Origin of the sequence: Collinsella aerofaciens (assembly GCF_005845035.1) — a bacterium.
Lineage (GTDB): Bacteria > Actinomycetota > Coriobacteriia > Coriobacteriales > Coriobacteriaceae > Collinsella > Collinsella aerofaciens_I.
The window spans coordinates 14,632-37,518 of sequence record NZ_SPFO01000018.1 but is presented as its reverse complement, the minus strand read 5'-3'; the positions used below and the strand labels follow the sequence as shown (position 1 = coordinate 37,518).

The window sequence follows — 22,887 nt, the reverse complement described above, 5'->3', positions numbered from 1 at the left end:
GGCCAATTGTACGGAATGTACCGAACACCCCCCCGTTGATGCGTTCGCCCATGCTGCGGGGCGCGCGTCCGCGACACTTCCGCATGTCGGAGGGAAGGAGTCCAGGTGCGTAGGAATTCCATTTTTACGAAACGGTGGGTGAAGGGAAGCGCGGTCCTCGTCGCAACAGCGGCGACTCTCGTGTTCGCTAGCCCCCAGCAGGCGATTGCCACGCCGCTTAAGGGCGTCGATTCGGCGACCGTGTCTCAGTCCGCCTCGAACGTCGTCGACATCGATTTCGCCGACGGCATCAAGGGCCGTATCACATTTCTAGAGGACGGCATTTTCCGTTACAATGTCGACCCCAAAGGCGAGTTCTCTGAGTATGCCACGCCGCGTAGCAAGTCCCACACGGCTAAGATTCAGGCCCAGCCCGACACCTCGGATACCTACAGCAAGCCGAGCGCGACGGTTGTCGACAAGGGTGACACTATCGAGATCGCCGGTGGAAAGGCGACCGTGATTCTGGACAAGGCGACTGGCAAGATGAGCATCAAGTCGGGCGACCGTGTCGTGGTCTCCGAGTCCGCGTCCCTCGACCTTGATAAGAAGGGCACCGTCCAGACGCTCGCCAAGGCGAAGTCCGAGAACTTCTTTGGCGGCGGTACTCAGAACGGCCGCTTCCTGCACACCAACCAGACCATCGCCATCTCCAACACCAACAACTGGACCGATGGCGGCGTTGCTTCGCCCAACCCGTTCTATTGGACGAGTGACGGCTACGGCGTGCTCCGAAACACGTTCGCAGAAGGTTCCTACGACTTCGGTTCTACGGATGCATCGACGGTCACGACTTCGCACAGCGAGAATGAGTTCGATGCCTACTACTTCGTGGCGACCAACGATGGCGCCTCGAACGTGGCAACCGAGATGCTGCAGGACTACTACAAGGTAACCGGTAATCCGGTGCTGCTGCCCGAATACGGTTTCTACCTGGGTCATCTGAATGCCTATAACCGTGATGGCTGGTCAACGACTTCGGGTCAGAAGAAGTGGGAGACCAAGGGCAGCAAGTCCTCGAGCGAGAAGGGCGACGTTAAGTACGAGTCTGGCATGGCGACGGGCTACAAGCTCGACGGCACGCTTGCGTCCGAGACGCTCAACGGTGAAGGTCCTACGGTCGATACCGAGAACATGAAGGCGACCGATTTCGACCGCCAGTTCTCTGCCCGGCAGGTTATCGATGACTACGAGGACAACGACATGCCGCTCGGCTGGTTCCTGCCGAACGACGGCTACGGTGCCGGCTATGGCCAGAACGGTTACTACAAGACCGGCGGCGTCAACTCCGACGGAACGAGTTCTGCCGAGCGCCTCAACGCCGTGCGCGCCAACGTCGACAACCTTAAGAAGTTCACCGAGTACGCTAACTCCAAGGGCGTGAGCACGGGCCTGTGGACCCAGTCCAACCTTGAGCCCGATAGCAACTCCGAGACTCCGTGGCACCTGCTTCGCGACTTCGACGCCGAGGTCAAGACGGGAGGCATCACTACCCTCAAGACCGACGTCGCCTGGGTTGGCTCTGGCTACTCTTTTGGTCTTAACGGCATCAAGACGGCTTATGACACGGTGACGACCGGCGCCAACAAGCGCCCCAACATCATTACGCTCGATGGTTGGGCCGGCACGCAGCGCTTTGGCGGCATCTGGACCGGCGACCAGTACGGCGGCAACTGGGAGTACATCCGCTTCCATATCCCCACGTATATCGGTCAGAGTCTTTCGGGCAACCCCAACATCGGCTCCGACATGGACGGCATCTTTGGCGGCGACCCCATCATCTCGGCACGCGACTACCAGTGGAAGACGTTCACGCCCTCTATGCTCGACATGGACGGTTGGGGCACCTACCGCAAGTCGCCCATGACGCACGGCGATCCCTACACGGGCATCTCGCGCTTCTACCTCAAGCTCAAAGCGCAGCTCATGCCCTATATCTACACGAGTGCGGCTTCGGCGGCCAACATCGATACGGGTAACGGCGATACCGGCCTGCCCATGATCCGCGCCATGCTGCTCTCCGACAACTCCGAGTACGCCGCGAGCACTTCGACGCAGTACCAGTATATGTTCGGTGAGAATTTCCTGGTTGCGCCGGTGTATCAGGATACCCAGGCAGATGACAAGGGCAATGACGTTCGCAACGGCATCTACCTTCCCAACTACGGCACCGATGATAATCCCACCATCTGGATCGACTACTTCTCGGGTAAGCAGTACCGCGGCGGCCAGGTCCTCAACAACTACGATGCTCCGCTCTGGAAGCTGCCGCTCTTTGTAAAGGCCAATTCCATCGTGCCGATGTATGCCGAGAACAACAACCCCGAGGCTGTGACCGAGACCAACACCAAGGGCACTGACCGCAGCCAGCGTATCGTCGAGTTCTTCGCCACCGAGGGTGAGGGCAGCTTCACGCAGTACGAGGACGACGGCTCCTCCATCGAGAACAAAACGACTGAGGACAATGCCTACGGCACGATCGACAATATCTCTTACGGTGACCATGTGAGTACCGTCTTTAGCTCCAAGGCTACGGGCGGCACCGCAACCTTTACCGCTGCGGCGTCCCAGGGCAGCTATAGTGGTTACGATTCCAACCGTACCACGACCTTTGTGGCCAACGTGTCCGCCAAGCCTGCGAGCGTCATCGCCAAGAATGGCGGCACTGCGCTCAACGTGACCGAGGTCGACTCACAGGAGGCTTTCGACGCCGCGACCCCCGAGGCTGGCCAAGCGGTCTACTTCTACAACGAAAGCCCCAACCTCAACCACTACGGCAGCGATGCGGACAGCACCGAGGCCGAGAAGGGCGAGAGCTTCAACGACACTAAGATCACCACGAACCCCAAGGTCTACGTCAAGTTTGCGAAGACCGATGTCGCTGCAGCGGAGCAGACGCTCGAGCTGGGCGGTTTCGTGAACGCCGACGCCACGCTCGCGGCCGACCGCCTCAACGAGAACCTCTCCGCACCAGCGAACCTTGCTGCCCCCGAGGACGCCACGACTCCCACGAGCATTAAGCTCACCTGGGGAAAGGTCGATGGTGCTACCTCCTACGACCTTAAGGTCGATGGCACCGTGTTCGCCGTGGGCGATGCAGCGGAATTCACGCATACCGATCTTGCCTACAATAGCAAGCACACCTACCAGATCCGTTCGCGCAACGCCGAGGGCTACTCCCGTTGGAGCGATGTGCTCGCGGCGAACTCCGCCCTCGACCCATGGCGGAACGTGCCCGAGGCCGAGAAGATCACCTGGGAGGGCTCGATCTACGGCAGCCATAAGGCCGATCTCGCCTTCGACCATGAGTTCCAGACGAGCGACGGCGGCTTCCACTCCGGCGGCAACGACCTGGGCAAGGCGCTCACCGTCGACTACGGCCGCGCCTACAAGCTCGACAAGCTCGAGTACTATCCGCGTACCGACGCCGGCAACGGCACTGTGACCAAGATGCGCATCGAGACGAGTCTCGACGGTGTCCATTGGACGAGCCAGGAGGTCGATTGGGAGCGCTCCGCCGCCTGCAAAACGGTGACGTTCGACGGCGCCGTGGCCGCACGCTACGTGCGTATGACGCCGCTCGCTTCGGTTGGTAACTTCTTCTCCGCGTCCGAGATCGCCATCTACAAGGCCGATGGTACGGACGGCTTTGCTGTGGGTTCCAACCTCAACAAGGCAACGATCTCCGATGGCGACTTTTCCAACATGAAGAATTATCTGGGTCTCGAGAACCGCGAGCCCGATACCTCGACGTTCGACTCGCAGATTCGCGACCACTTTGCCGATCTCAACGGCAACGGGGTCTATGATGTCTACGACTACTCGTTTACCATGGCGGGGCTTGATGGCGGCACCAAGCAGAAAGGCAAGGTCGCCGGCAAGCTCGCGGTGATTCCGAGCAAGACCGAGGTCGATGCCGGCGATGAGATCACCGTCGATGTCTATGCGGCCGACGCCAAGAACGTCAACGCCCTGGGCGCGCTCGTCAACTTTAAGAGTGACCAGTTTGAGTTTGTGTCCGAGAGCATCTCGCAGGATGGTTCGACCGCCGGCATGGAGAACCTGTCGCGCGAGAAGGTCCAGTTCGCGGACGGCACACAGACCATCAACCTCGCCTTTGCCAACCGCGGCGACGGCAAGCTCTACAACGGCACTGGCGCGGTGGCGAGCTTCAAACTCAAGGCCAAGACGGCCGGCAAGGTTGAACTGCCCTCGACGTCTTGGCTCATCGGTCCGGCGTGCGATGCGCTCGAGTTTACGAGTGACGGTACCGTGACGATGCCGGACGTTCCGCAGCCCACGGTTGCCGAGTACGGTCAGGATGCCTTCAACATCACGATGACCAACGACGAGCTCACGACCGACGACGGTTCCAACGTCGAGAAGCTTATTCAGCAGAAGAGCTATAACGCGCTGTTCGATAACGATGAGGGCGACAACGGCTTTGAGTTCCTGTGGAACTGGAGCGGCAACTGGGACAGCGAGGGCAAGCTTCCGAGTTACGTGAAGCTTCCCACCACGATGACATTTGCCTTTAAGACACCATCGAAGCTCGATGCCGTTGAGGTCGTCAACCGCGACGGCGGTAACGGCACCGTGCAGAAGATCAAGGCCGTCGTGACGTTCGAGGATGGCTCGACCCAGGAGTTCGCGGGTGGGGAGTACGATTCCTTCCAGGCTCGCTACGCCTTTGGCCTCTCTGCCGAGAACAAGGGCAAGAAGGCGACTAAGGTCGAGATCACGCCGCTTGAGGCATCGGGTGACCAGATGCTCACACTGCGCGAGATCAACTTCAACTACACGCAGGGTGTCGAGGCCATCGAGGGTATCGAGCTGGGCAAGAACCAGACCGAGTTCTTTGAGGGCGACGTTACGCTCGTCGACGCTAAGGCCACGCCCGAGAGCGCCGGCTACCCCTATGTGACGGTCGAGAGCTCCGACTCCTCTGTGGTGAGCGTCTCCGCTGTTCAGGCCGGCGATAGCGTGAACTACTACTTGCGTGCCAACAAGGCCGGCAAGGCAACGATCACGGTGGCGTCAGTGCTCGACCCCTCCAAGACCGCATCCTATGAGGTCGAGGTCAAGGCTGGTGTCGACACCTCTGCGCTCATGGCGGCGCTTTCCAAGGCCGCGGGCTACAGCGAGTCCGTCTACACCAAGGATTCTTATGCAGCTCTCACCGCTGCGGTCGAGGCGGCTCAGAAGCTTCTCGACGGCGGCCAGGGCAGCTATAGCAAGAAGGATGTCGCAGACGCTACGACCAAGATCGAAAAGGCAATCGACGGCCTCAAGATGCGCCCCGTTGATGAGAAGAAGCTCATCAACACGCCCGAGAACCGCGAGAACGTCAAGGTGACCGGCTTCTCGAGCGAGGCCGACTATGAGGGCAGCAACGCCGTCAACGCTCTTGACGGCGATGAGCAGACGCTCTGGCACAGCGACTATGCTTATAAGACCGGTATGCCCCAGCACCTGACCGTCGACCTGGGCCGCGACTACGATCTCACCGACGTCACGTTCCTGCCGCGCCAGGACGGCGGCACGAACGGCGATATCTTTGAGGCCGAGGTGCTGGTCTCCGACACCGCCGACGGTTATGAGATGGGCACCGCCGCGTCGATGGGTACGTTTACCTTCGACAACGACGGCCGCGTGCTCACCGACCGTGGCGACTGGAAGCAGATGAGCTTTGGTGCCGCGCGCGGTCGCTACGTGACCGTCAAGGTGCTCCACGCCGGCGGTGGCAGCGTTGACGCCTACTGCAGCATGGCGGAACTCAAGTTCTACGGTGCGGCCGTTCCCGATCCGGTGGCGAAGGACGACCTCACTGCCGCGATTGAAAAGGTTGATGCCGAGGTTGCAGCCGGCGACCTTAAGGCCAGTGACTACACCGAGGCTTCCTGGACCGCGTTCCAGAACGCCTTGGCGAGCGCCCGCGCCATCCTGAGCGACGAGAACGCCACGCAGGACGAGGTCGACCAGGCACTCAAGGCGCTCGAGGATGCCCGTGACGCGCTCGAGAAGACCCCGGTGACCCCAGTTGAGAACCCGACCAAGAAACAGCTCAAGGCCCTGGTCAAGCAGGCGAAGGAGACTGACACCAAGGGAAAGACGGCCGAGTCCGTCAAGGCCCTGACGGATGCCATTACCTACGCCGAGGATGTCTTGGGTGATGAGAATGCTTCCGACACCCAGCTCCAGGCGGCTTATGACCAGCTCAAGCTGGCCATCGAGGGCCTTAAGGATGCCGACTCCGGCAACCAGGGCGGTTCGGGCAACCAGGGTTCCGGCAATGGCTCGAACGGCGGCAGCCAGGCGGGCAAGCCCGCAGGCGACAAGGCCCAGGGCGGCAAGAAGAACGGTTCGGCGATCCCCGTTACTGGCGATCAAACGGCGGCAACTGTCGCGACTGTCGGTGGCCTTGGAGCCATCATCGCTGCGATCGGTGCCTTCTTCCACCGTCGCAATAAGGCTGAGTAGTCCCAGCGACAACTAAGCAAACGTGCCCGCCGTCCCACCCAAGGACGGTGGGCACGCTTTTTTATTTCAGCCAACGTACGTCATGGCAATCCCCGGTAGGTCGCAGGGTGGCGGCTGAGCCTTTCCCTCGGGAAACTTCGCGAAGCCCAGTTCCCGAGGGAAAGGCTCAGCCGCCGCCACAAAGACCGCAGGGACGGGAGCAGCTATACTACTCTCAGTAGTTAAGGGTCGCGGATCCGCCGCGTCGCCGTTCTCAACAGGAGGTCTTTGTTTATGGCAGATCAAAAGCCGGTTGTCGGGATCATCATGGGCTCCAAGTCCGATCTGGGCGTTATGGAAGGTTGCACCGCCGAGCTCGAGGCACTGGGCGTGCCCTATGAGCTCGTGATCGCGAGTGCACACCGCACGCCGGCGAAGGTTCACGAGTGGGCCTCGACTGCTGCCGATCGCGGTATCAAAGTGATTATCGCCGCCGCCGGCAAGGCCGCTCACCTGGGTGGTGTCGTGGCTGCCTTTACGCCGCTGCCGGTCATCGGCGTGCCTATGAAGACGAGTGACCTGGGCGGCATGGATTCGCTGCTGTCGATGGTGCAGATGCCTTCGGGTGTGCCCGTGGCCTGCGTTGCCATCAATGGCGCCAAGAACGCCGCCATTTACGCCACGCAGATTCTGGGCGCATGCGACCCCGAGTACCGCAAGGTTATCGAGAAGATGAAGCAGGAGATGGCCGACGCCTAGGCGTTCCGCCGTTTCACCGCAGTATAAGGAGAGCCATGTCCGACTATCAGGGAAAACGATTCAAGGCTTCTCAGATTCCCGATCCGTCGAAGCCGGGTGCTGCCCGTGCGGCACAGCAGGGTCGGACATCCTCTCCTCAGCAGCAGCGCGTGCCGCGTCCCGTGACACCGGCGACGCATCGTCGACAGGACGCGCCGGCCGCATATCGTCCTTCGTCTTATAGCACCGCTAAAAAACCGCCCCGGTCTTCATCGCATGCCGCGCCGTCGGATTACACCGAGCCGCCGCGCAAAAAGCGCCGCTCCATTATTCCCATTCTGCTCATCATCGTGGGCATCGGTCTGATTGTCGCTGCCGCCGCTATCTTTATTAATGCTCAGATTGGCTATAAGCAGGCGAGCGATTCGTATCAGAAAATCGAGAAGCAATATATAAGCGACAAGGACGCCAGCGGCGTGCCGATTATCGACTTTGATGCACTTGTCCAGACGAATCCCGAGGTTGTGGGTTGGATTTACGCGCCCGGCACCAACATCAACTATCCCGTGGTGCAGACCAACAACAACTCCAAGTACCTCAACACGCTGTTTGACGGTACATCTAACGCGTCCGGTGCCATTTTCTTGGATAGCGATGACACCGCGCCGGGAATGGTTGACCAGCAGACCACGATCTACGGCCACCACATGAATGACGGGTCGATGTTCAACGTGATTTCGGACACTACTGATCAGGCGACGTTCGATAGCATTGAATATGTGTACTACATCACGCGCGATGCGACGTATAAGCTGCGACCACTGGCGACCAAAGTTGTCGAGGACACGTATGCCAAGGCGCGCGCGACCAATTTTGAGGGCGACGATGGGCTGACGAGTTATCTGTCCGAAATGCTCGACGGGGCATCGGCAGTGGCAAGCGATGCGGGCGACCGCGCCGCCTCGGCAACTAAGGTCGTAACGCTTGTGACCTGTCGTTCGCTATCGCTGAGCAACACGCGTGCCGTCATGGTGCTCACGCCGGTTGAGGAATAGATTATCCAGGGGTAGCAAAACCCGTCCTAAATTGGCTACTCGCTGACAGTAGAGGGAGAAATGATGCTTGAGAACGGCAAAACGATGCCTTCGATTGATGCTTGGCTGCGCGAGGCCAAGGCCGATTCGTCGGCACCTGCGTGCGGTATGTATCTGACACATAACGGTGTGGTGCGCGCGACGCCCAAGGCCGAGGCGCGCGGTGTCGAGACCGATGGCGTGGCGCCGGGCCACAAGGTGGGCGGCATGGTGTTTGGCTACGACGCCAGCAAGGTGCAGGCTGCTATCGAGGCCACGCGCGCGATGCCGGGTATCGGCTATGTGCGCGTGTGGCTGGCGAGCGGTGAGCTTGCCGTAGGCGACGACATCATGCTCGTGCTCATCGGCGGGGACATTCGCCCGCACGTGGTCGATGCGCTGCAGGCGCTCGTTGGCACCATCAAGAACGAATGCGTGAGTGAGGTCGAGCACGAGGCGTAGAGGCTTGCGTCGATAGAAGACTCGTTTATAAAAATGCCCGCCGGTACGTGTGATACCGGGGGGGGCATTTTGCGTTTTGGGTGCGGTGGACGCTACACGCGCGTCGCATCCTTGGGGCTCATGGTCATGCTCTGGAAGCGGTTCTCCATGTAGTCGTTATCGAAATACTTGCCGTAGAACTGCGCGACGGGAATATCCGGCTCCGTGCCGTTGACGCGCTGGTACCAATAATCGAGCGATTGCAGCGTCATGACGCCGTCGACCAGCATAATGATGGTGAAGATGACGGTAGCCGAGTAGCGACTCTTCCACGGAATCATGTTGATGAGCTTGAGCAGCCTCGGCAGCAGCAGCTTGATCCAGATGAGGCCACCCAGGCCCCACAGGCAGGCGAAGCCCGTGCAGGTACGTCCGCCGGTAAGGACGGCGAGCGGATCGGGCATGCCAAAGAGCTTCATATGCGAGTAGCTCCACGAGACCACGCCAAACGAGGTCTGCATAAACCAGCCCACGAACACCTCAAAGCTTGCACCGAGCAGCGCGCTCACCAAAAAGATAATGATGGGGTTCTTTTTGTAGAAGCGGTTGAGCACCATGGTCATGAGTACGGCGCCAAATCCGTAGATGGGGCTGAAGGGGCCAAACAGCATGCCGGCGCGGTTCTGGAAGACGCCCGGGTCGTCGACCGTCATGTGCCAGATGTCCTCGGCGATCAGGCCGAGTATGCAGCAGACAAAGAATACCCAGAACAGGTTGAAGTAGTTGAGCTTGATGTAGCCTTCGCCGGTTTCATCGCGCCCGAGCATGCCCTCGGCTGCGGCGTCGCGATCGAGCATCTCCTGCAGGCGGCGCTGCAGCTCGCGCTCCTGGCGCAGCGTGGGGTCGACGGTGGCCGAAAGCGCGACGAGGATGCCGAGCTGGATGGCAGGGCGAAGCAAGAAGGGCCCGATGCCCTGGAGCATCACGTCAACCAAAAGCTCGACGACGGTGAATGCAATAAGGATGTAGGACAGGCGAGCGGCGTTGCGGCGCTGGTTTTTGATAAGGTCCAGGCCAAAGATGATCAGGATGACGGCGCTTGCCGCAGAGAGCATGATGCCGGCGACGATAAGGCCGACCGCGACGAGCGTGTTGTCGCCGAGCTTGGCGGCGGCGTTGCCGTTGATGAGCGCGGTGATGACCTGCCACATAAAGGCGCCGACCGAAGGGAGCGTGCCCACGCCGGACAGGATGCATAGGACGGCGTATACCTTAATGATGAGTGGGATCTTCTTGACCTCCGTGGCGCTGGGGACGCTGGGGTCGAGTTCGTTTCGATCCATACATAACCTTTCTCGTTTTGCTGTAGGTACAAGGATACGCCGCCGACCTGCCAAAAGACAGGACGAACGTCCCAATTGCAACAATGCAAGCCCCAACGGCGGGCGAGACGCGTCGCAACGGAAGTATGCGGGATCGTCGGCCCCGAGGCGGTTGCCCAATAAAATGTTTGGCTGCAAAACGGATTATAAGCTCGGTGGGCTTTTAAAAAGCGCTGTTCATGCGCGGGAGTGCTTGTCTTGCCGTGCGTATAATAGGGCAGGTAACGCCAAATAACGAGGCTCTGAGGGGATGCCATGTCTCAAGAAACCATCCGCGCGGCCGAGCGTGCCGCGGGACAGGTGAAGACCATGTCGACTTATGATCCGGACTCCGACCAGCTGCATGAGGAATGCGGCATTTTTGGTGTGTGGGCACCCGATCGCGATGTGGCTCGACTGACGTACTTTGGTCTGCGCGCGCTGCAGCATCGCGGCCAGGAATCGGCGGGAATCGCCGTGGGTGATGGCGGCACGGTTATGGTCCGCAAGGATCTGGGCCTGCTCGACCGCGTGTTCTCCAACGCCGACCTGTCGACGCTCTCCGGCCAGCTGGCCGTGGGCCACGTGCGCTATGGCACTGCCGGTGCCAAGAGCTGGGAAGCCTCGCAGCCGCATCTCTCCACCATCAACAGCGTCATTATCGCGCTTGCTCACAACGGCACTCTGGTCAACACCGACGAGCTGCGCCGCCAGCTGATCGAGCTGGGCGTGCCGTTCCTCTCCAATTCGGATTCCGAGGTCGCGACCAAGCTTATCGGCTACTTTACCCATCGTACGGGCCACCTGCGCGAGGGCATTCGCAAGACCATGGAGCTTGTGCGCGGCGGCTACGCCATGACGCTCATCAACGAGCAGGCGCTCTACGCATTCCGCGATCCGCACGGCATTCGCCCGCTCGTGCTGGGCAAGCTGGTGGACGAGGGTCTGGACCAGGCCGATGCCGCATCCGTTTCGCAGCTGCCCTCGCAAGACGGCGCCACGACGGTCGACTCCGCCGTCCATGTCACGCGCGCCGGCGGCTGGGTCGTTGCTTCCGAGACCTGCGCACTCGACATCGTGGGTGCCGAGTACGTCCGTGACGTCCGTCCCGGCGAGATCTTGCGCATCAGCGCCGAGGGTCTGGTATCCGAGCAGGGCGTGCCTGCAGCCGAAGAGCCCGCAAACTGCATCTTTGAGCAGGTCTACTTTGCCCGCCCCGACTCCATCATGAACGGCAAGAGCGTCTATGCCTGCCGTTACGACATGGGTCGTCAGCTGGCACACGAAGAGCCCGTCGAGGCCGACCTGGTCATCGGCGTGCCCGACTCCGGCCTGCCGCCTGCGGAGGGCTATTCGCACGAGAGCGGCATTCCCTTTGGCGAGGGCCTCATCAAGAACCGTTACGTGGGCCGTACGTTTATCGAGCCTACGCAGGAGTTGCGCGCCATGGGCGTGCGCATGAAGCTTAACCCGCTGCGCGACAACATCGAGGGCAAGCGCCTGGTCGTCATCGACGACTCCATCGTGCGCGGCACCACCATGGTGCAGCTCGTCAAGATGCTGCGCAACGCTGGCGCCAAGGAGATTCATATCCGCATCAACTCGCCCGAGGTCATCTGGCCGTGCTTCTACGGTATCGATACTGACGTGCAGTCGCAGCTTATCAGCGCCAACAAAACGGTCGACGAGATTTGCGAGTACATTGGCGCCGATTCGCTGGCTTTCCTTTCGGTCGAGGGCCTGCTTAAGGTCATGCCCAAGGGCGGTTACTGCGATGCGTGCTTTACCGGCCGCTACCCCGTGGCGATTCCCGAGAGCTTTGGCCGCGACAAGTTCATGGAGGGCTTTAAGCCTCGCAACCTGGACAAACCGCTGCACGTTGACGACGACGCCGTGGTCGAGAAATACGACGACCGCAGCTGGGAAGAGGAGCACGGCGAGGCCTAAAACCTGCAATGTAGGGACAGGTTTATTTTGGTAGGTTTTACCTGCTGTTTTGTTGATATGACGGCGTGTGCTGTTATGGCACACGCCGAAATGAACGCAACTATGAGCACCGTTTGGCGCCCGCGCGGCGGACGGTAGTGGGAGAGGAAGGCTCAGATGAGCGACAGCAAGCATGTGACGTATGAGGATGCCGGCGTCGATACCGCCGAGGGCGGCCGCGCCGTCGACGCCATTAAGCAGATGGTCAAGGACACCAACCGCCCCGAGGTCATCGGCGGTATCGGCGGCTTCGGTGGCCTGTTCTCGGCCGCCGCGCTTAAGGATATGGAAGACCCGATTCTGATCAGCGGTACCGACGGCGTGGGCACCAAACTCGTGCTCGCTCAGATCATGGACCGTCACGAGACGGTGGGCCAGGACCTGGTCGCCATGTGCGTCAACGATATTCTGGCTTCGGGCGCCGAGCCGCTGTTCTTCCTGGACTACGTTGCCATCGGCCACATTGAGGCCGAGCACATGGCAAAGATCATCAAGGGTGTGGCCGATGGCTGCAAGCTCGCGGGCTGCGCGCTCGTGGGCGGCGAGATGGCCGAGCACCCGGGCGTCATGGCTCCGGCCGACTACGACCTTGCCGGCTTTACCGTGGGCGTCGTCGACCGTCCCAAGATGCTCGATCCCGCGAATGTCTGTCCCGGCGACGTGATTCTGGGCCTGCCCTCCACCGGCGTGCATTCCAACGGCTACTCGCTCGTGCGCAAGGTCATCGGCGTCGACGGCATTAAGCCGGGCACGCCCGAGGCCGCCGCTAAGGCCGAGGAGCTGAGCCGTCCGCTCGAGGAGCTCGGCGGTGCTTCGCTGGCCGACGCCCTGCTGGCTCCCACGCGCATCTACGTCAAGCCGATTCTGGAGCTGCTCCGCGGTGGTGCCAACGTGCACGCTATCGCCCACATCACTGGCGGCGGTATTACCGAGAACCTCAACCGCGCGCTTGCCGACGACGTCGACGCCGTGGTCACCCGCAACGGCGCCGAGATGGGTTGGGACGTTCCGCCCGTCATCACCTACGTGTCGCGCCAGGCCGAGCTCGCGCCCAACGAGGCATGCAAGACCTTCAACATGGGCGTTGGCCTGTGCCTGATCGTCGCCCCCGAGGACGAGGCCGCGGTGACCGAGGCTCTGGTCGCGCTGGGCGAGAAGCCGTTCCGCGTGGGCGAGTGCGTCGAGGGTTCCGGTAAGGTCGTGTACTCCGATGAGCGCTAACGAGCAGATGACTGCTGCCGAGGGCCTGGATTTTGTGCCCTATACCCGTCCGACTGGCACCGATACGGCCGAGCCGCTCAAGATCGGTGTGCTCATCAGCGGTTCGGGTACCAACCTGCAGGCGCTGATCGATCTGATCGCTGCCGGCAAGCTCAACGCTTCGATTGAGCTTGTGGTGTCGAGCCGTCCTTCGGCTAAGGGTTTGCAGCGCGCTGAGCGCGCGGGCATCCAGACGCTCACACTGTCCAAGGATGTCTATGCCGACCCTATTGCCGCCGACGAGATCATCGCGCACGAGCTTCTCGAGCGCGGCTGCGAGTATGTGGTCATGGCCGGCTACATGCGCATGGTGCACACGCCGCTGCTGGCGGCGTTTCCCAACCGCGTGGTCAACTTGCATCCGGCGCTGCTGCCGAGCTTTACCGGTGCGCATGCGATTGACGACGCCTTTGCGCGCGGCGTCAAGGTAACTGGCGTGACCGTGCATTTTGCCAACGAGATCTACGACAACGGTCCCATCATCGCCCAGCGCGCGCTGGCTGTCGAGGAAGGTTGGGATGTCGACACGCTCGAGGAGCACATCCACGCGATTGAGCACGTGCTGTATCCCGAGGTTGTTCAGATGCTCGCCGACGGCCGTGTCCACGTGCTGGAGAGCGGCAAGGTCGCAATTGATGCACCCCGCGGCTAGCGGTGCACAGTACAATTTAGCCGAGTAGTCAGGGTGGTCATTGGCGCCAAGGCGCGCGTGGCCACCTTTTGTTTTAGGTAGTCATTGGGGACGTTCTTTAACGACTGGCCATTCAAGAACGTCGCAGGTGACTAGATGAGAGAGGTGAGCGCATGGCGGATAACGAAGCGCTGTTTACGCCTGAGCTGGTGTTTTTTGATTGGGAGTGTGCGACGCCGGATGAGGTATTCGCGCGGCTTGAGGGCGAGCTTGCCCCGCGCGGCTACATTGCGTCCGGTTGGCTCGACGCCGTTCGCACGCGCGAGGATGCCTATCCCACGGGCCTTGCCATGCCGGCGGCAAACATGGCCATTCCGCATACCGACCCGGGTTTTGTGGCCAAGCCCTATATCGCGGTGGTGAAGCCCGCCACGCCCGTGACATTTAACGCTATGGCTGGCATGGGCGCTCCGGTGCCGGCGCAGATCGTCATCAATTTGGGTATTGCCGAGCCGGGCGGCCAGGTCGAGGCCCTGCAGGCGCTCATGAACATCTTTATGGACGCCGATGACGCAGCCGACGTGCTCGGCCAGATCACGCCCCAGGGCATGGTCGACGCCATCCGCCGCCACTTCTAAGGTGCCGGCTGCCAGAGCTGTCCCCTTTGCACCAAAATGGTGCAGATTAACTTGTCCCCCATGTGCCAGGTGTGCCGCGGGGTCCGCGTTGTGACACAATGGCGTTTGTTCGATTCGTTATGCGAAAGGCCAACTATGGCAAATAAGAAAAAGAACTCCGAGGCCGCGCCGACGCCCGAGCAGCAGGCCCGCGCTGCCTCCAGCTCTCGCAAGAAGCAGCGCAAGACGTACGTGTCTAAGACCGTCAAGATCGTCCTGGTGGTCATCGGCGTGCTGGCGATGCTGCTTTCCGTCTCGGCGATGGCGTGCTCCGGCCTTATGTCGCAGGCCGAGGACACCTCGGGCTACAAGCTGACCGGCGGTGTTGCTGCAACTATCAACGGCACCAACCTCACCGAGGACACCGTGACCAAGCAGATCATGAGCATGCGCACGTCCTACGGCTACACCAAGGATAAGGATTGGGCGCAGTATCTGGTTGACAACGACCTCACGCCCAAGAAGTACCGCAAGCAACTCATCGACTCCTACACGCAGCAGATTCTGCTTCAACAGGCACAGAAGGAGAACGGCGTGACGGTGTCGGACGAGGAGGTCGAGAAGGCTTGGAAGGACGCGTGCAAGAGCGCAGGCGGTGCCAAGGCCTTTAAGAAGACCCTCAAGACCTACGGCTATACCGAGGACACCTACAAGGACTCGCTCAAGGAGAGTCTGGCGCAACAGAAACTCAAGGATGCCGTCGCGCCCACGAGCAAGCCCAAGGACAGCGAGATTGTCTATTACATCAACGAGAACCTGTCCAGCTACAACGACGCCCGCCGCTCGTCGAACATCCTGATCAAGGTTGATTCCGACGCTTCCGACGAGGACAAGGCTGCCGCCAAGGCCAAGGCACAGGAGTGCCTGGACAAGATCAACTCCGGTGAGCTGAGCTTTGAGGACGCCGTTGAGCAGTACTCCGAGGACACCGGTTCCAAGGAGAAGAAGGGCGATGTGGGCTGGGATAAGCTCACCACTTTCGTCGACAGCTACCAGACGGCGCTCGAGGGGCTCAACAAGGGCGACGTGAGCGAAGTCGTCGAGTCGACCTATGGCTACCACATCATCAAGTGCACCGACTACTTCCATGTCGATAATCAGGTTGATGACATCAACCAGGTACCCAAGGACATCAAGAAGTACGTTTCTAATGTGGTGAAGACGCAGGCGGCCAGCACTGCATACAGCGAGTGGCTGGAGCAGTACAAGAAGGACGCCGACATTACCGTCAACCCCATGCCCAAGGACGTACCCTATAACGTGAGCCTGAAGGGCGTCACCAAGAGCTCGACCGACGATTCGTCGACGACTGAGTAATCATGGGGCGGTGCTCGCGCGAGTGCCGCCCACGCTATCAGAGAGGATTTGCAGATGACCAACGAAGAGCTGCAGAAGGAAATGATCGCGGCCATGAAGGCCAAGGACAAGGTTCGCCTGTCCATCATTCGCCAGGTCAAGGCCGAGGTGAAGAATATCGAGGTTAACGAGCGCCGCGATGTGACCGAGGAAGACGTCAACAGCATGATCAAGCGTCTGATCAAGCAGACGAGCGAGACGTTGGAGATGTCCATCAAGGCCGGCACCGACCAGGAGCGTACCGACAACCTGACCGAGCAGGTCAAGATTCTGGAGAGCCTGCTGCCCGCACAGGTTTCGGGCGAGGAGCTCGAGGCCCTGATCGAGCAGGTTATCGCCGAGCTGGGCGCTACTTCCAAGAAGCAGATGGGCCAGGTCATGGGAGCACTCGGCAAGGCCACCGGCGGCAACTTCGATAAGCCGGCCGCGGCAAAGATCGTCGGAGCAAAGCTGTCTTAAGGGCTGACCGACACATAGCCGATGCTGAGGGGCGTGACCATTGCGGTCGCGCCCTTTTTTGTCGGCCGATGAAGGGCGCCTCCCCTGGCTGGTCATTGGGCGCTCATTGGGGACAGGCTTAAATGAGTGCCCAATGAGCAGGTACTCATTTAAGCCTGTCCCCAATGAGTGGGTGGAAGGTTGCGGGTTCTTTACGGGAATGTAGTGTGGGCTGCGGAAACGTGCTTCTTTCCGTACAATAGTGCAACTCGTGTAAACGCAGGGAAGGGACATTCATGGCAGACATGATCGAGATTAAGCATCTCAACAAGTACTTTGGCGACCTGCATGTGCTCAAAGATATCAACCTCACCGTCAAGCGCGGCGAGAAGCTCGTAATGATCGGGCCTTCCGGCTCGGGTAAGTCGACGCTCATCCGCTGTGTCGATTATCTTGAGGAGCCCACGTCGGGCGAGGTTGTCATCGACGGTACGCCACTCACCAAAAAGAACCACCTGGAGATGGCTCGCAAGTACAGCTCCATGGTGTTTCAGCAGTTCAACCTGTATCCCAACATGACGGTGCTGGGCAACCTGACGCTCGCGCCCATCAAGCTGCAAAAGAAGAGCAAGGAGGAGGCGACCGAGATTGCCATCGCCGCGCTCAAGCGCGTCGGCATGGCACATAAGGCCGGCGAGTATCCGCAGAATCTCTCGGGCGGTCAGCAGCAGCGCATCGCCATCGCCCGTGCCCTGTGCACCAAGCAGCCCATCATCCTGTTTGACGAGCCGACCTCGGCGCTCGACCCCGAGATGGTCCAGGAAGTCCTGGACGTTATGATTGAGCTCGCGCAGGAGGATATCACCATGATCTGCGTGACGCACGAGATGGGCTTTGCGCGCCAGGTGGCCGACCGCGTCATCTTTATGGAGGACGGCCGCATCCTGGAGGAGGGTACGCCCGAGCACTTCTTCGATAACCCCGAGAACCCGCGCTGCCGCGAGTTCCTGTCCAAGATTCTGCACTAGGCGCGGGTGATGGACATGACGGATATGACGAGGGCGGCCGTATCGCGCCGTCACTTTTTGCAGCTGGCGGGGGCCGGCATGCTCGCATTGACGGGCACCGCGCTCACCGGCTGCGGCAACTCCACCAGCGGCGAGGGCTCCGATAAGGGTTCCAAGCTCGCGGCCATCAAATCGCGCGGCCACCTGAACGCCGGCGTCAAGAAGGACGTTCCCGGCTACGGCTATTACGATACCGCCAAGGGCCGCTTTGAGGGCATGGAGGTCGACCTGTGCTACCAGATCGCCGCTGCCGTCTTTGGTGTGAGCTACAAGGAGGCCCGCGCCCAGGAGCTTGTCGAGTTTACCGACGTAACGCCCAAGACGCGCGGCCCGCTGATCGATAACGGCCAGCTCGACGTGGTCGCGGCGACCTACACCATCACCGACGAGCGCAAGAAGAGCTGGGATTTCTCGACGCCGTACCGCACCGACTACGTGGGACTCATGGTCAAGAAGCGTTCGGGCTTTACCTCGATTGAGGACCTGGACGGCAAGGTCATCGGCGTGAGCCAGGGTGCCACCACGCAGGGCCTGATTGAGCAGATGATCAAGGACAACGGCTTTAGCTGCAAGCCCGAGTTTAGGGCCTTTAGCGGCTACCCCATCATCAAGAGTTCGCTCGACGCCGGCAATATCGACGTCTTTGCCATGGACCGCTCCACGCTGGCCGGTTACATGAACGAGACCGTTGAGCTGCTGCAGCCCGAGGTCAAGTTTGGCGAGCAGGGCTACGGCGTGGCGACCAAGAAGGGCTGCGACCTTTCGGCTGTGGTCGACCAGGTGATTTGCGATCGCCTGGCCGATGGTTGGCTCGACCAAGAGGTCAAGACCTGGGGTCTTGTATAGGCGCATCGTCCAAGGAAGGAATCAAATGCTCGAAGGATTATTTGACGCCGACCGTTGGTCGACGACATTTCAAAACATGGGGCCCTTCTGGGAGGGCTTTGGCGTGACGCTGCAAGTGGTCGTTGCCGGTCTGCTGCTGTCGCTGGTGCTGGGCACGCTGCTGGGCGTGTTCTCTACCACTCGCTCGCGTGTGCTGCGCGCCATAAGCCGCGTGTATGTGGAGTTTTACCAGAACACTCCGTTGCCCGTGCAGGTGCTCTTTATGTACATGGCCGGTCCGCAGTTTTTGCAGGCCATAACCGGTGCCGATCAGCCGGTGCGTATCGCGCCGTTCGTGCTGGGCTTCTTGGGTGTGGGCCTGTATCACGCGGCCTACATTTCGGAGGTCATTCGCACTGGCATCGAGGCGGTTCCGCGCGGTCAGATGGAGGCGGCCCAGAGCCAGGGCTTTACCCGTGCGCAGGCGTACTGGTACATCGTGCTGCCCCAGACATTCAAGATCATTCTGCCGCCGCTGTGTAACCAGGCGCTCAACCTGGTTAAGAACACGTCGGTGCTGGCGCTTGTGGCCGGCGGCGACCTTATGTACCGTTCCGACAACTTTGTGAGTCTGTACGGTTACCTGCAGGGATACATCGTCTGCTGCCTTATGTACTTCATCATCTGCTTTCCGCTCGCCATGCTGGTGCAGTGGCTCGAGCGCCGCTCCAAGGAGCGTCCGCGCGGCGTGAGCCTGGCCGAGCTGGGGCTCGATAACGTAGAGGAGGCCTAGCGCATGGAAATCTTCAACGCGACCAACCTGCTCTACATCTGGGGCGGCTTTGTTAAGACGATCGAGATCTCGGCGCTGTCGATCTTTTTCTCGCTCATCTTTGGCACGGTGCTGGCGCTCGTTAAAAGCTATGCGCCCCGCCCGTTCCGTATTTTGGTGAGCGCCTATATCGAGCTGTTCCGTTGCACGCCAAACCTGCTGTGGATCCTGTTTATCTACTTTACGGTGCAGGGTTTGGACATTGTGATTTCGACCATCGCCTTTACGCTGTTTACCAGCGCTGTTATGGCCGAGATTGTGCGCGGCGGCCTCAACTCGATTCCGCGCGGCCAGTTTGAGGCAGCGCAGAGCCAGGGCTTCGGCTTCTTTGCCACCATGCGCTACATCATTCTGCCGCAGACGTTTAAGACGATTATTCCGGCGCTGTTTAGCCAGTGCACGACCGTCATTAAGGACAGCTCGTATCTTTCGGGCATTAACGTGGCCGAGCTCATGTACACGGCAAACGTCGTGATGGCCCATGCGATCGACCTCTCGCAGGTGCTTATGCTCTACGGCCTGGTATTTGCGATGTACTTTGTGCTCAACTTTGGTATCTCGTTGCTGGTCCGAGCTTATCAACGTCGTATTGTGGCAGCGTAGAATGTGGCAAAGGGACAGCCCCTTTGCCACATAGAGAAAGGAATCGCGATGAGCGATCTGGAGAACAAGAAGAATCCTGTGGTCATTACCATCGCGCGCGACTTTGGCGCCGAGGGGCACGAGATTGGTCGCATGCTTGCCAACGAGTTGGGGATTCCGCTGTACGATAACGAGCTGCTGGTGCGTGCGTCGCTGCGCGCGGGTGAGTCGCTCGATAAGATGGCCGCCTATGACGAGCGCCTGGCTGTGGAGAACATGGCGTTTCTGCCCGACCGCTACGATGCGCGTTCGTACTCGGACAAGTTGTTCCAAAAGATGAGCCAGGTGATTTTGGATCTGGGCGAGACCGAGAGCTGCATTATCGAAGGCCGTCTGTCCGATTACCTGCTGCGTAACAATCCCAACCACATTGCCGTGTTGGTGACCGCACCCTTTGAGGACCGCGTCGAGATCGTGCGCAAGAAGCGCGGCCTTAACAAAAAGAAGGGCGCCAAGCTGGTCAAGCAGCAGCAGAAGGCGCGCGAGGCGTTCTATAAGCGCTACAGCGCCGGAAAGTGGAAGATGACGAGTGGCAAGGACATCGTCGTCAACCGCGCCAAGCTGGGCCGCGAGGGCTGCAAAGATGTCATCGCCGCTGCCTACCGCTACAAGGTAGCGCAGCTCGAAGGCTAGCCGATCAATAACCACCACAAAGGGGACAAGCACCTTTGCGGTGGTCGGTCGACTGGCATAGAAAAAGTCCCCGCCGGGCGTGTGCTCGACGGGGACTTTGCCGTTTGATGGCTAACGCTGAGGGTGACTACTCGCCCAGCAGGCTCTTGGTGATGGAAGCGGCGGCCTTCTTGCCGGCGCCCATCGCCAGAATGACCGTAGCGGCACCGGTGACGATGTCGCCGCCAGCCCAGATGCGGGGATCGGTGGTCTGGCCGGTCTCCTCGTCGGCGACGATGTAGCCCCACTTGTTGAGCTCCATCTTGCCGCCGATCTTCTTTGCGAAGGGGTTGGCGTTGGTGCCGATAGCCGAGATTGCGACGTCGCAGGGGATCTCCTCGATGGCGCCCTCGATGGGCACCGGGCGACGACGGCCGGACTCGTCAGGCTCGCCGAGTTCCATCTTCTGGACCTTGACGGCGCACACGGAGCCGTCCTCGCCAGCGACAAACTCGAGCGGGGAGACGAGCGGCAGAACCTCGACGCCTTCGGCCTTAGCATGGTGCAGCTCGGCGCGACGGCAGGGCATCTCGTCCTCGGTACGACGGTAGGCGATGATGGCATGCTCGGCGCCCAGGCGCTTGGCGGTACGGACGGCGTCCATAGCCACGTTGCCGCCGCCAAAGACGACGACGTTCTTGCCGTGCTTGGTGGGGGTGTCGTACTCGGGGAACTTGTTGGCCTTCATCAGGTTCACGCGGGTGAGGTACTCGTTCGCGAAGAAGACGTTGGGCAGGTTCTCGCCGGGGACGTTGAGGAACTTGGGCAGGCCAGCGCCGGTCGCCACGTAGATGGCGTCGAAGCCCTGCTCGAACAGCTCCTCGGCCGTGGCCATGTTGCCCACGACGGAGTTGTACTCAAACTTGACGCCCATGTCCTCCAAGCCGTCGATCTCGCGCTTGACGACTGCCTTGGGCAGGCGGAACTCGGGGATGCCGTAGACCAGCACGCCGCCGCCGGTAAAGAAGGCCTCGAAGACGGTGACGTCAAAGCCGTTGCGGGCGAGCTCGCCGGCGCAGGTGATGCCGGACGGGCCGGAACCGACGACGGCGACCTTCTTGCCGTTCTTGGGGGCCATCTTGGGCGTGGAGGCGAGCTCGGGGCGGTCACCCAGGAAGCGCTCGAGCTGGCCGATGGCCACGGGCTCGGACTTCTTACCACGGATGCACTTACCCTCGCACTGGTTCTCCTGCGGGCAGACGCGGCCGCAGATGGCGGGAAGCATGGAGTCCTCGCGGATGGTATCGAGAGCGCCGCCGAAGTCCTTCGCGCGGATCTGCTCGATAAAGCGGGGGATGTTGATGTTGACGGGGCAGCCCTCAACACAGAACGGCTTCTTGCAGTTGAGGCAGCGCTCGGCCTCGGCCAGCGCCATCTCCTCGGTGAAGCCCTTGTCGACGGGGCGGAAGTCGCAGGCGCGCTCGGCAGCCGGCTCCTCGTTATCGGGGGTGCGGGGCGACTTCATATCGGCAACGAAACGACCGTTAACTAGTGGCATGCGCAGCTCTTTTCCTCATAGGCCTTGAGGGACTCGCCCTCTTCGGAACGGTAAGCGGCCTGGCGGGCACGAAGGTCATCCCAGTCGACCAGGGTGGCATCGAAGTCGGGGCCGTCGACGCAAGCGAACTTGGTCACGCCGCCCACCTCGACGCGGCAGCAGCCGCACATGCCGGTGCCGTCAACCATGATGGGGTTGAGGGACGCGGTGATGGGGGTGTCGTACTTCTGGGCAGTGAGGGTCGAGAACTTCATCATCGGAACGGGGCCGACGCAGAAGACCTGGCTCACGGCCTTGTCCTGCAGCAGGCGCTCCAGCGGAGCGGTAACAACGCCCTGCTCGCCGTAGGAGCCGTCGTCGGTGGTGATGTGGATGTGGTCCTCGTCGAGGAGCTCGCGGAACTGGTCCTCCATGAGCAGGAGGTCCTTGGTGCGGGCGCCCATGATGGCGTGAACTTCGTGACCGGTCTCGACCAGGTGCTTGGCGACCGGGAAGGCAATTGCCAGGCCGACGCCGCCGCCAATGACGGCGCAGGGGCCCTCGGCCATCTCGGTGGGAACGCCCAGCGGGCCCACGACGTCGCGCAGCGACTCGCCGGCCTCGTAGGTGGAAAGCATCTCGGTGGTCTTGCCGATCACCATGAAGATGAACTCGACCCAGCCCTCGTCACCGTTCCAGCCGGCCAGGGTAAACGGGACGCGCTCGCCCGTCTCGTTGGCGCGGACCATGAGGAACTGTCCAGCGTGCGCATGCTTGGCGATTGCGGGCGCCTCGATGCGGAACTTGAACACCTTCTCCGAGAACTGCGTCTTCTCCAGGATCTTATACATAGAACCCCTCTCTTGTTAGGGCCGCCGAACCGTGCCTCCACGGAAATGGACGGTAGCCCGAA

18 protein-coding genes are annotated in these 22,887 nt (G+C 60.8%); 15 read left to right on the top strand and 3 right to left on the bottom strand.

The window, feature by feature from the left end:
• The first annotated feature begins 180 nt into the window (after nucleotides 1-180).
• The 4 genes from FGQ67_RS08230 to FGQ67_RS08215 all read left to right on the top strand — a co-directional run bounded on the left by FGQ67_RS08230 (nucleotide 181) and on the right by FGQ67_RS08215 (nucleotide 8,771).
• Entirely contained in the window at nucleotides 181-6,519 is a 6,339-nt protein-coding gene (locus FGQ67_RS08230) for a discoidin domain-containing protein (protein WP_138341263.1), read from the top strand.
• Nucleotides 6,520-6,792: 273 nt separating this feature from the next.
• Complete coding sequence (gene purE / locus FGQ67_RS08225) at nucleotides 6,793-7,257, top strand: 5-(carboxyamino)imidazole ribonucleotide mutase (protein WP_006235810.1); 465 nt, start codon at nucleotides 6,793-6,795, stop codon at nucleotides 7,255-7,257.
• Nucleotides 7,258-7,292: 35 nt separating this feature from the next.
• Nucleotides 7,293-8,291, top strand: a complete 999-nt coding sequence (locus tag FGQ67_RS08220) for a class B sortase (protein ID WP_138341261.1) — start codon at nucleotides 7,293-7,295, stop codon at nucleotides 8,289-8,291.
• A 60-nt stretch (nucleotides 8,292-8,351) separates the two neighbouring features.
• Complete coding sequence (locus tag FGQ67_RS08215) at nucleotides 8,352-8,771, top strand: molybdenum cofactor biosynthesis protein MoaE (protein WP_138341259.1); 420 nt, start codon at nucleotides 8,352-8,354, stop codon at nucleotides 8,769-8,771.
• 92 nt (nucleotides 8,772-8,863) lie between these two features.
• On the opposite strand, the gene FGQ67_RS08210 is transcribed toward FGQ67_RS08215, so the two are convergent.
• On the bottom strand, nucleotides 8,864-10,093 hold the full coding sequence (locus FGQ67_RS08210; RefSeq protein ID WP_138341257.1) for a putative ABC transporter permease: 1,230 nt from the start codon (nucleotides 10,091-10,093) through the stop codon (nucleotides 8,864-8,866).
• Nucleotides 10,094-10,387: 294 nt separating this feature from the next.
• Here FGQ67_RS08210 and purF point away from each other — a divergent pair, with 294 nt between their 5' ends.
• From purF to FGQ67_RS08155, 11 genes are all read left to right on the top strand, one after another.
• On the top strand, nucleotides 10,388-12,058 hold the full coding sequence (gene purF / locus FGQ67_RS08205; protein WP_138341255.1) for an amidophosphoribosyltransferase: 1,671 nt from the start codon (nucleotides 10,388-10,390) through the stop codon (nucleotides 12,056-12,058).
• A 156-nt stretch (nucleotides 12,059-12,214) separates the two neighbouring features.
• Nucleotides 12,215-13,318 carry a phosphoribosylformylglycinamidine cyclo-ligase gene (gene purM / locus FGQ67_RS08200; RefSeq protein ID WP_138341253.1) on the top strand — a complete coding sequence of 368 codons (1,104 nt, stop codon included), beginning with the start codon at nucleotides 12,215-12,217 and terminating at the stop codon, nucleotides 13,316-13,318.
• A complete protein-coding gene (purN, locus tag FGQ67_RS08195; protein ID WP_138341251.1) occupies nucleotides 13,308-14,009 on the top strand; it encodes a phosphoribosylglycinamide formyltransferase in 702 nt (233 codons plus the stop codon). The genes purM and purN overlap by 11 nt, the downstream gene beginning before the upstream one ends.
• 152 nt (nucleotides 14,010-14,161) lie before the next feature.
• A complete protein-coding gene (locus FGQ67_RS08190) occupies nucleotides 14,162-14,626 on the top strand; it encodes a PTS sugar transporter subunit IIA (RefSeq protein ID WP_138341249.1) in 465 nt (154 codons plus the stop codon).
• 135 nt (nucleotides 14,627-14,761) lie between these two features.
• Nucleotides 14,762-15,982 (top strand): peptidylprolyl isomerase, encoded by a 1,221-nt coding sequence (locus tag FGQ67_RS08185; protein WP_138341247.1) that lies wholly within the window; start codon nucleotides 14,762-14,764, stop codon nucleotides 15,980-15,982.
• Nucleotides 15,983-16,036: 54 nt separating this feature from the next.
• Complete coding sequence (locus FGQ67_RS08180) at nucleotides 16,037-16,480, top strand: GatB/YqeY domain-containing protein (RefSeq protein WP_138341245.1); 444 nt, start codon at nucleotides 16,037-16,039, stop codon at nucleotides 16,478-16,480.
• A 275-nt stretch (nucleotides 16,481-16,755) separates the two neighbouring features.
• Entirely contained in the window at nucleotides 16,756-17,487 is a 732-nt protein-coding gene (locus FGQ67_RS08175) for an amino acid ABC transporter ATP-binding protein (protein ID WP_022094215.1), read from the top strand.
• 15 nt (nucleotides 17,488-17,502) lie between these two features.
• Nucleotides 17,503-18,372, top strand: coding sequence for a transporter substrate-binding domain-containing protein (locus FGQ67_RS08170; protein ID WP_233540533.1), 870 nt, complete (start codon nucleotides 17,503-17,505; stop codon nucleotides 18,370-18,372).
• Nucleotides 18,373-18,397: 25 nt separating this feature from the next.
• Nucleotides 18,398-19,144 (top strand): amino acid ABC transporter permease, encoded by a 747-nt coding sequence (locus FGQ67_RS08165; RefSeq protein WP_035136546.1) that lies wholly within the window; start codon nucleotides 18,398-18,400, stop codon nucleotides 19,142-19,144.
• Nucleotides 19,145-19,147: 3 nt separating this feature from the next.
• On the top strand, nucleotides 19,148-19,786 hold the full coding sequence (locus tag FGQ67_RS08160) for an amino acid ABC transporter permease (protein WP_055285379.1): 639 nt from the start codon (nucleotides 19,148-19,150) through the stop codon (nucleotides 19,784-19,786).
• Between the two features lie 48 nt (nucleotides 19,787-19,834).
• On the top strand, nucleotides 19,835-20,458 hold the full coding sequence (locus FGQ67_RS08155) for a cytidylate kinase-like family protein (RefSeq protein ID WP_138341243.1): 624 nt from the start codon (nucleotides 19,835-19,837) through the stop codon (nucleotides 20,456-20,458).
• Nucleotides 20,459-20,585: 127 nt separating this feature from the next.
• On the opposite strand, the gene gltA is transcribed toward FGQ67_RS08155, so the two are convergent.
• Nucleotides 20,586-21,995: an NADPH-dependent glutamate synthase gene (gltA, locus tag FGQ67_RS08150; RefSeq protein WP_022094914.1), complete on the bottom strand. Its 1,410-nt coding sequence runs from the start codon at nucleotides 21,993-21,995 to the stop codon at nucleotides 20,586-20,588.
• The gene (locus tag FGQ67_RS08145; RefSeq protein WP_006235793.1) at nucleotides 21,986-22,825 is read right to left on the bottom strand and encodes a sulfide/dihydroorotate dehydrogenase-like FAD/NAD-binding protein; all 840 of its coding nucleotides are present in this window, start codon (nucleotides 22,823-22,825) and stop codon (nucleotides 21,986-21,988) included. Before FGQ67_RS08145 ends, gltA begins: the two co-directional genes overlap by 10 nt.
• Nucleotides 22,826-22,887 lie beyond the last annotated feature (62 nt).

Bases quoted from the DNA above. Each gene is read 5' to 3' on its own strand.
- FGQ67_RS08155 (WP_138341243.1), top strand. From the start codon at position 19,835: ATGAGCGATCTGGAGAACAAGAAGAATCCTGTGGTCATTACCATCGCG.
- purE (WP_006235810.1), top strand. From the start codon at position 6,793: ATGGCAGATCAAAAGCCGGTTGTCGGGATCATCATGGGCTCCAAGTCC.
- FGQ67_RS08180 (WP_138341245.1), top strand. From the start codon at position 16,037: ATGACCAACGAAGAGCTGCAGAAGGAAATGATCGCGGCCATGAAGGCC.
- FGQ67_RS08185 (WP_138341247.1), top strand. From the start codon at position 14,762: ATGGCAAATAAGAAAAAGAACTCCGAGGCCGCGCCGACGCCCGAGCAG.
- purN (WP_138341251.1), top strand. From the start codon at position 13,308: ATGAGCGCTAACGAGCAGATGACTGCTGCCGAGGGCCTGGATTTTGTG.
- FGQ67_RS08165 (WP_035136546.1), top strand. From the start codon at position 18,398: ATGCTCGAAGGATTATTTGACGCCGACCGTTGGTCGACGACATTTCAA.
- FGQ67_RS08190 (WP_138341249.1), top strand. From the start codon at position 14,162: ATGGCGGATAACGAAGCGCTGTTTACGCCTGAGCTGGTGTTTTTTGAT.
- FGQ67_RS08215 (WP_138341259.1), top strand. From the start codon at position 8,352: ATGATGCTTGAGAACGGCAAAACGATGCCTTCGATTGATGCTTGGCTG.
- FGQ67_RS08170 (WP_233540533.1), top strand. From the start codon at position 17,503: ATGACGGATATGACGAGGGCGGCCGTATCGCGCCGTCACTTTTTGCAG.
- FGQ67_RS08175 (WP_022094215.1), top strand. From the start codon at position 16,756: ATGGCAGACATGATCGAGATTAAGCATCTCAACAAGTACTTTGGCGAC.
- FGQ67_RS08160 (WP_055285379.1), top strand. From the start codon at position 19,148: ATGGAAATCTTCAACGCGACCAACCTGCTCTACATCTGGGGCGGCTTT.
- purM (WP_138341253.1), top strand. From the start codon at position 12,215: ATGAGCGACAGCAAGCATGTGACGTATGAGGATGCCGGCGTCGATACC.
- gltA (WP_022094914.1), bottom strand. From the start codon at position 21,995: ATGCCACTAGTTAACGGTCGTTTCGTTGCCGATATGAAGTCGCCCCGC.
- purF (WP_138341255.1), top strand. From the start codon at position 10,388: ATGTCTCAAGAAACCATCCGCGCGGCCGAGCGTGCCGCGGGACAGGTG.
- FGQ67_RS08210 (WP_138341257.1), bottom strand. From the start codon at position 10,093: ATGGATCGAAACGAACTCGACCCCAGCGTCCCCAGCGCCACGGAGGTC.
- FGQ67_RS08145 (WP_006235793.1), bottom strand. From the start codon at position 22,825: ATGTATAAGATCCTGGAGAAGACGCAGTTCTCGGAGAAGGTGTTCAAG.
- FGQ67_RS08220 (WP_138341261.1), top strand. From the start codon at position 7,293: ATGTCCGACTATCAGGGAAAACGATTCAAGGCTTCTCAGATTCCCGAT.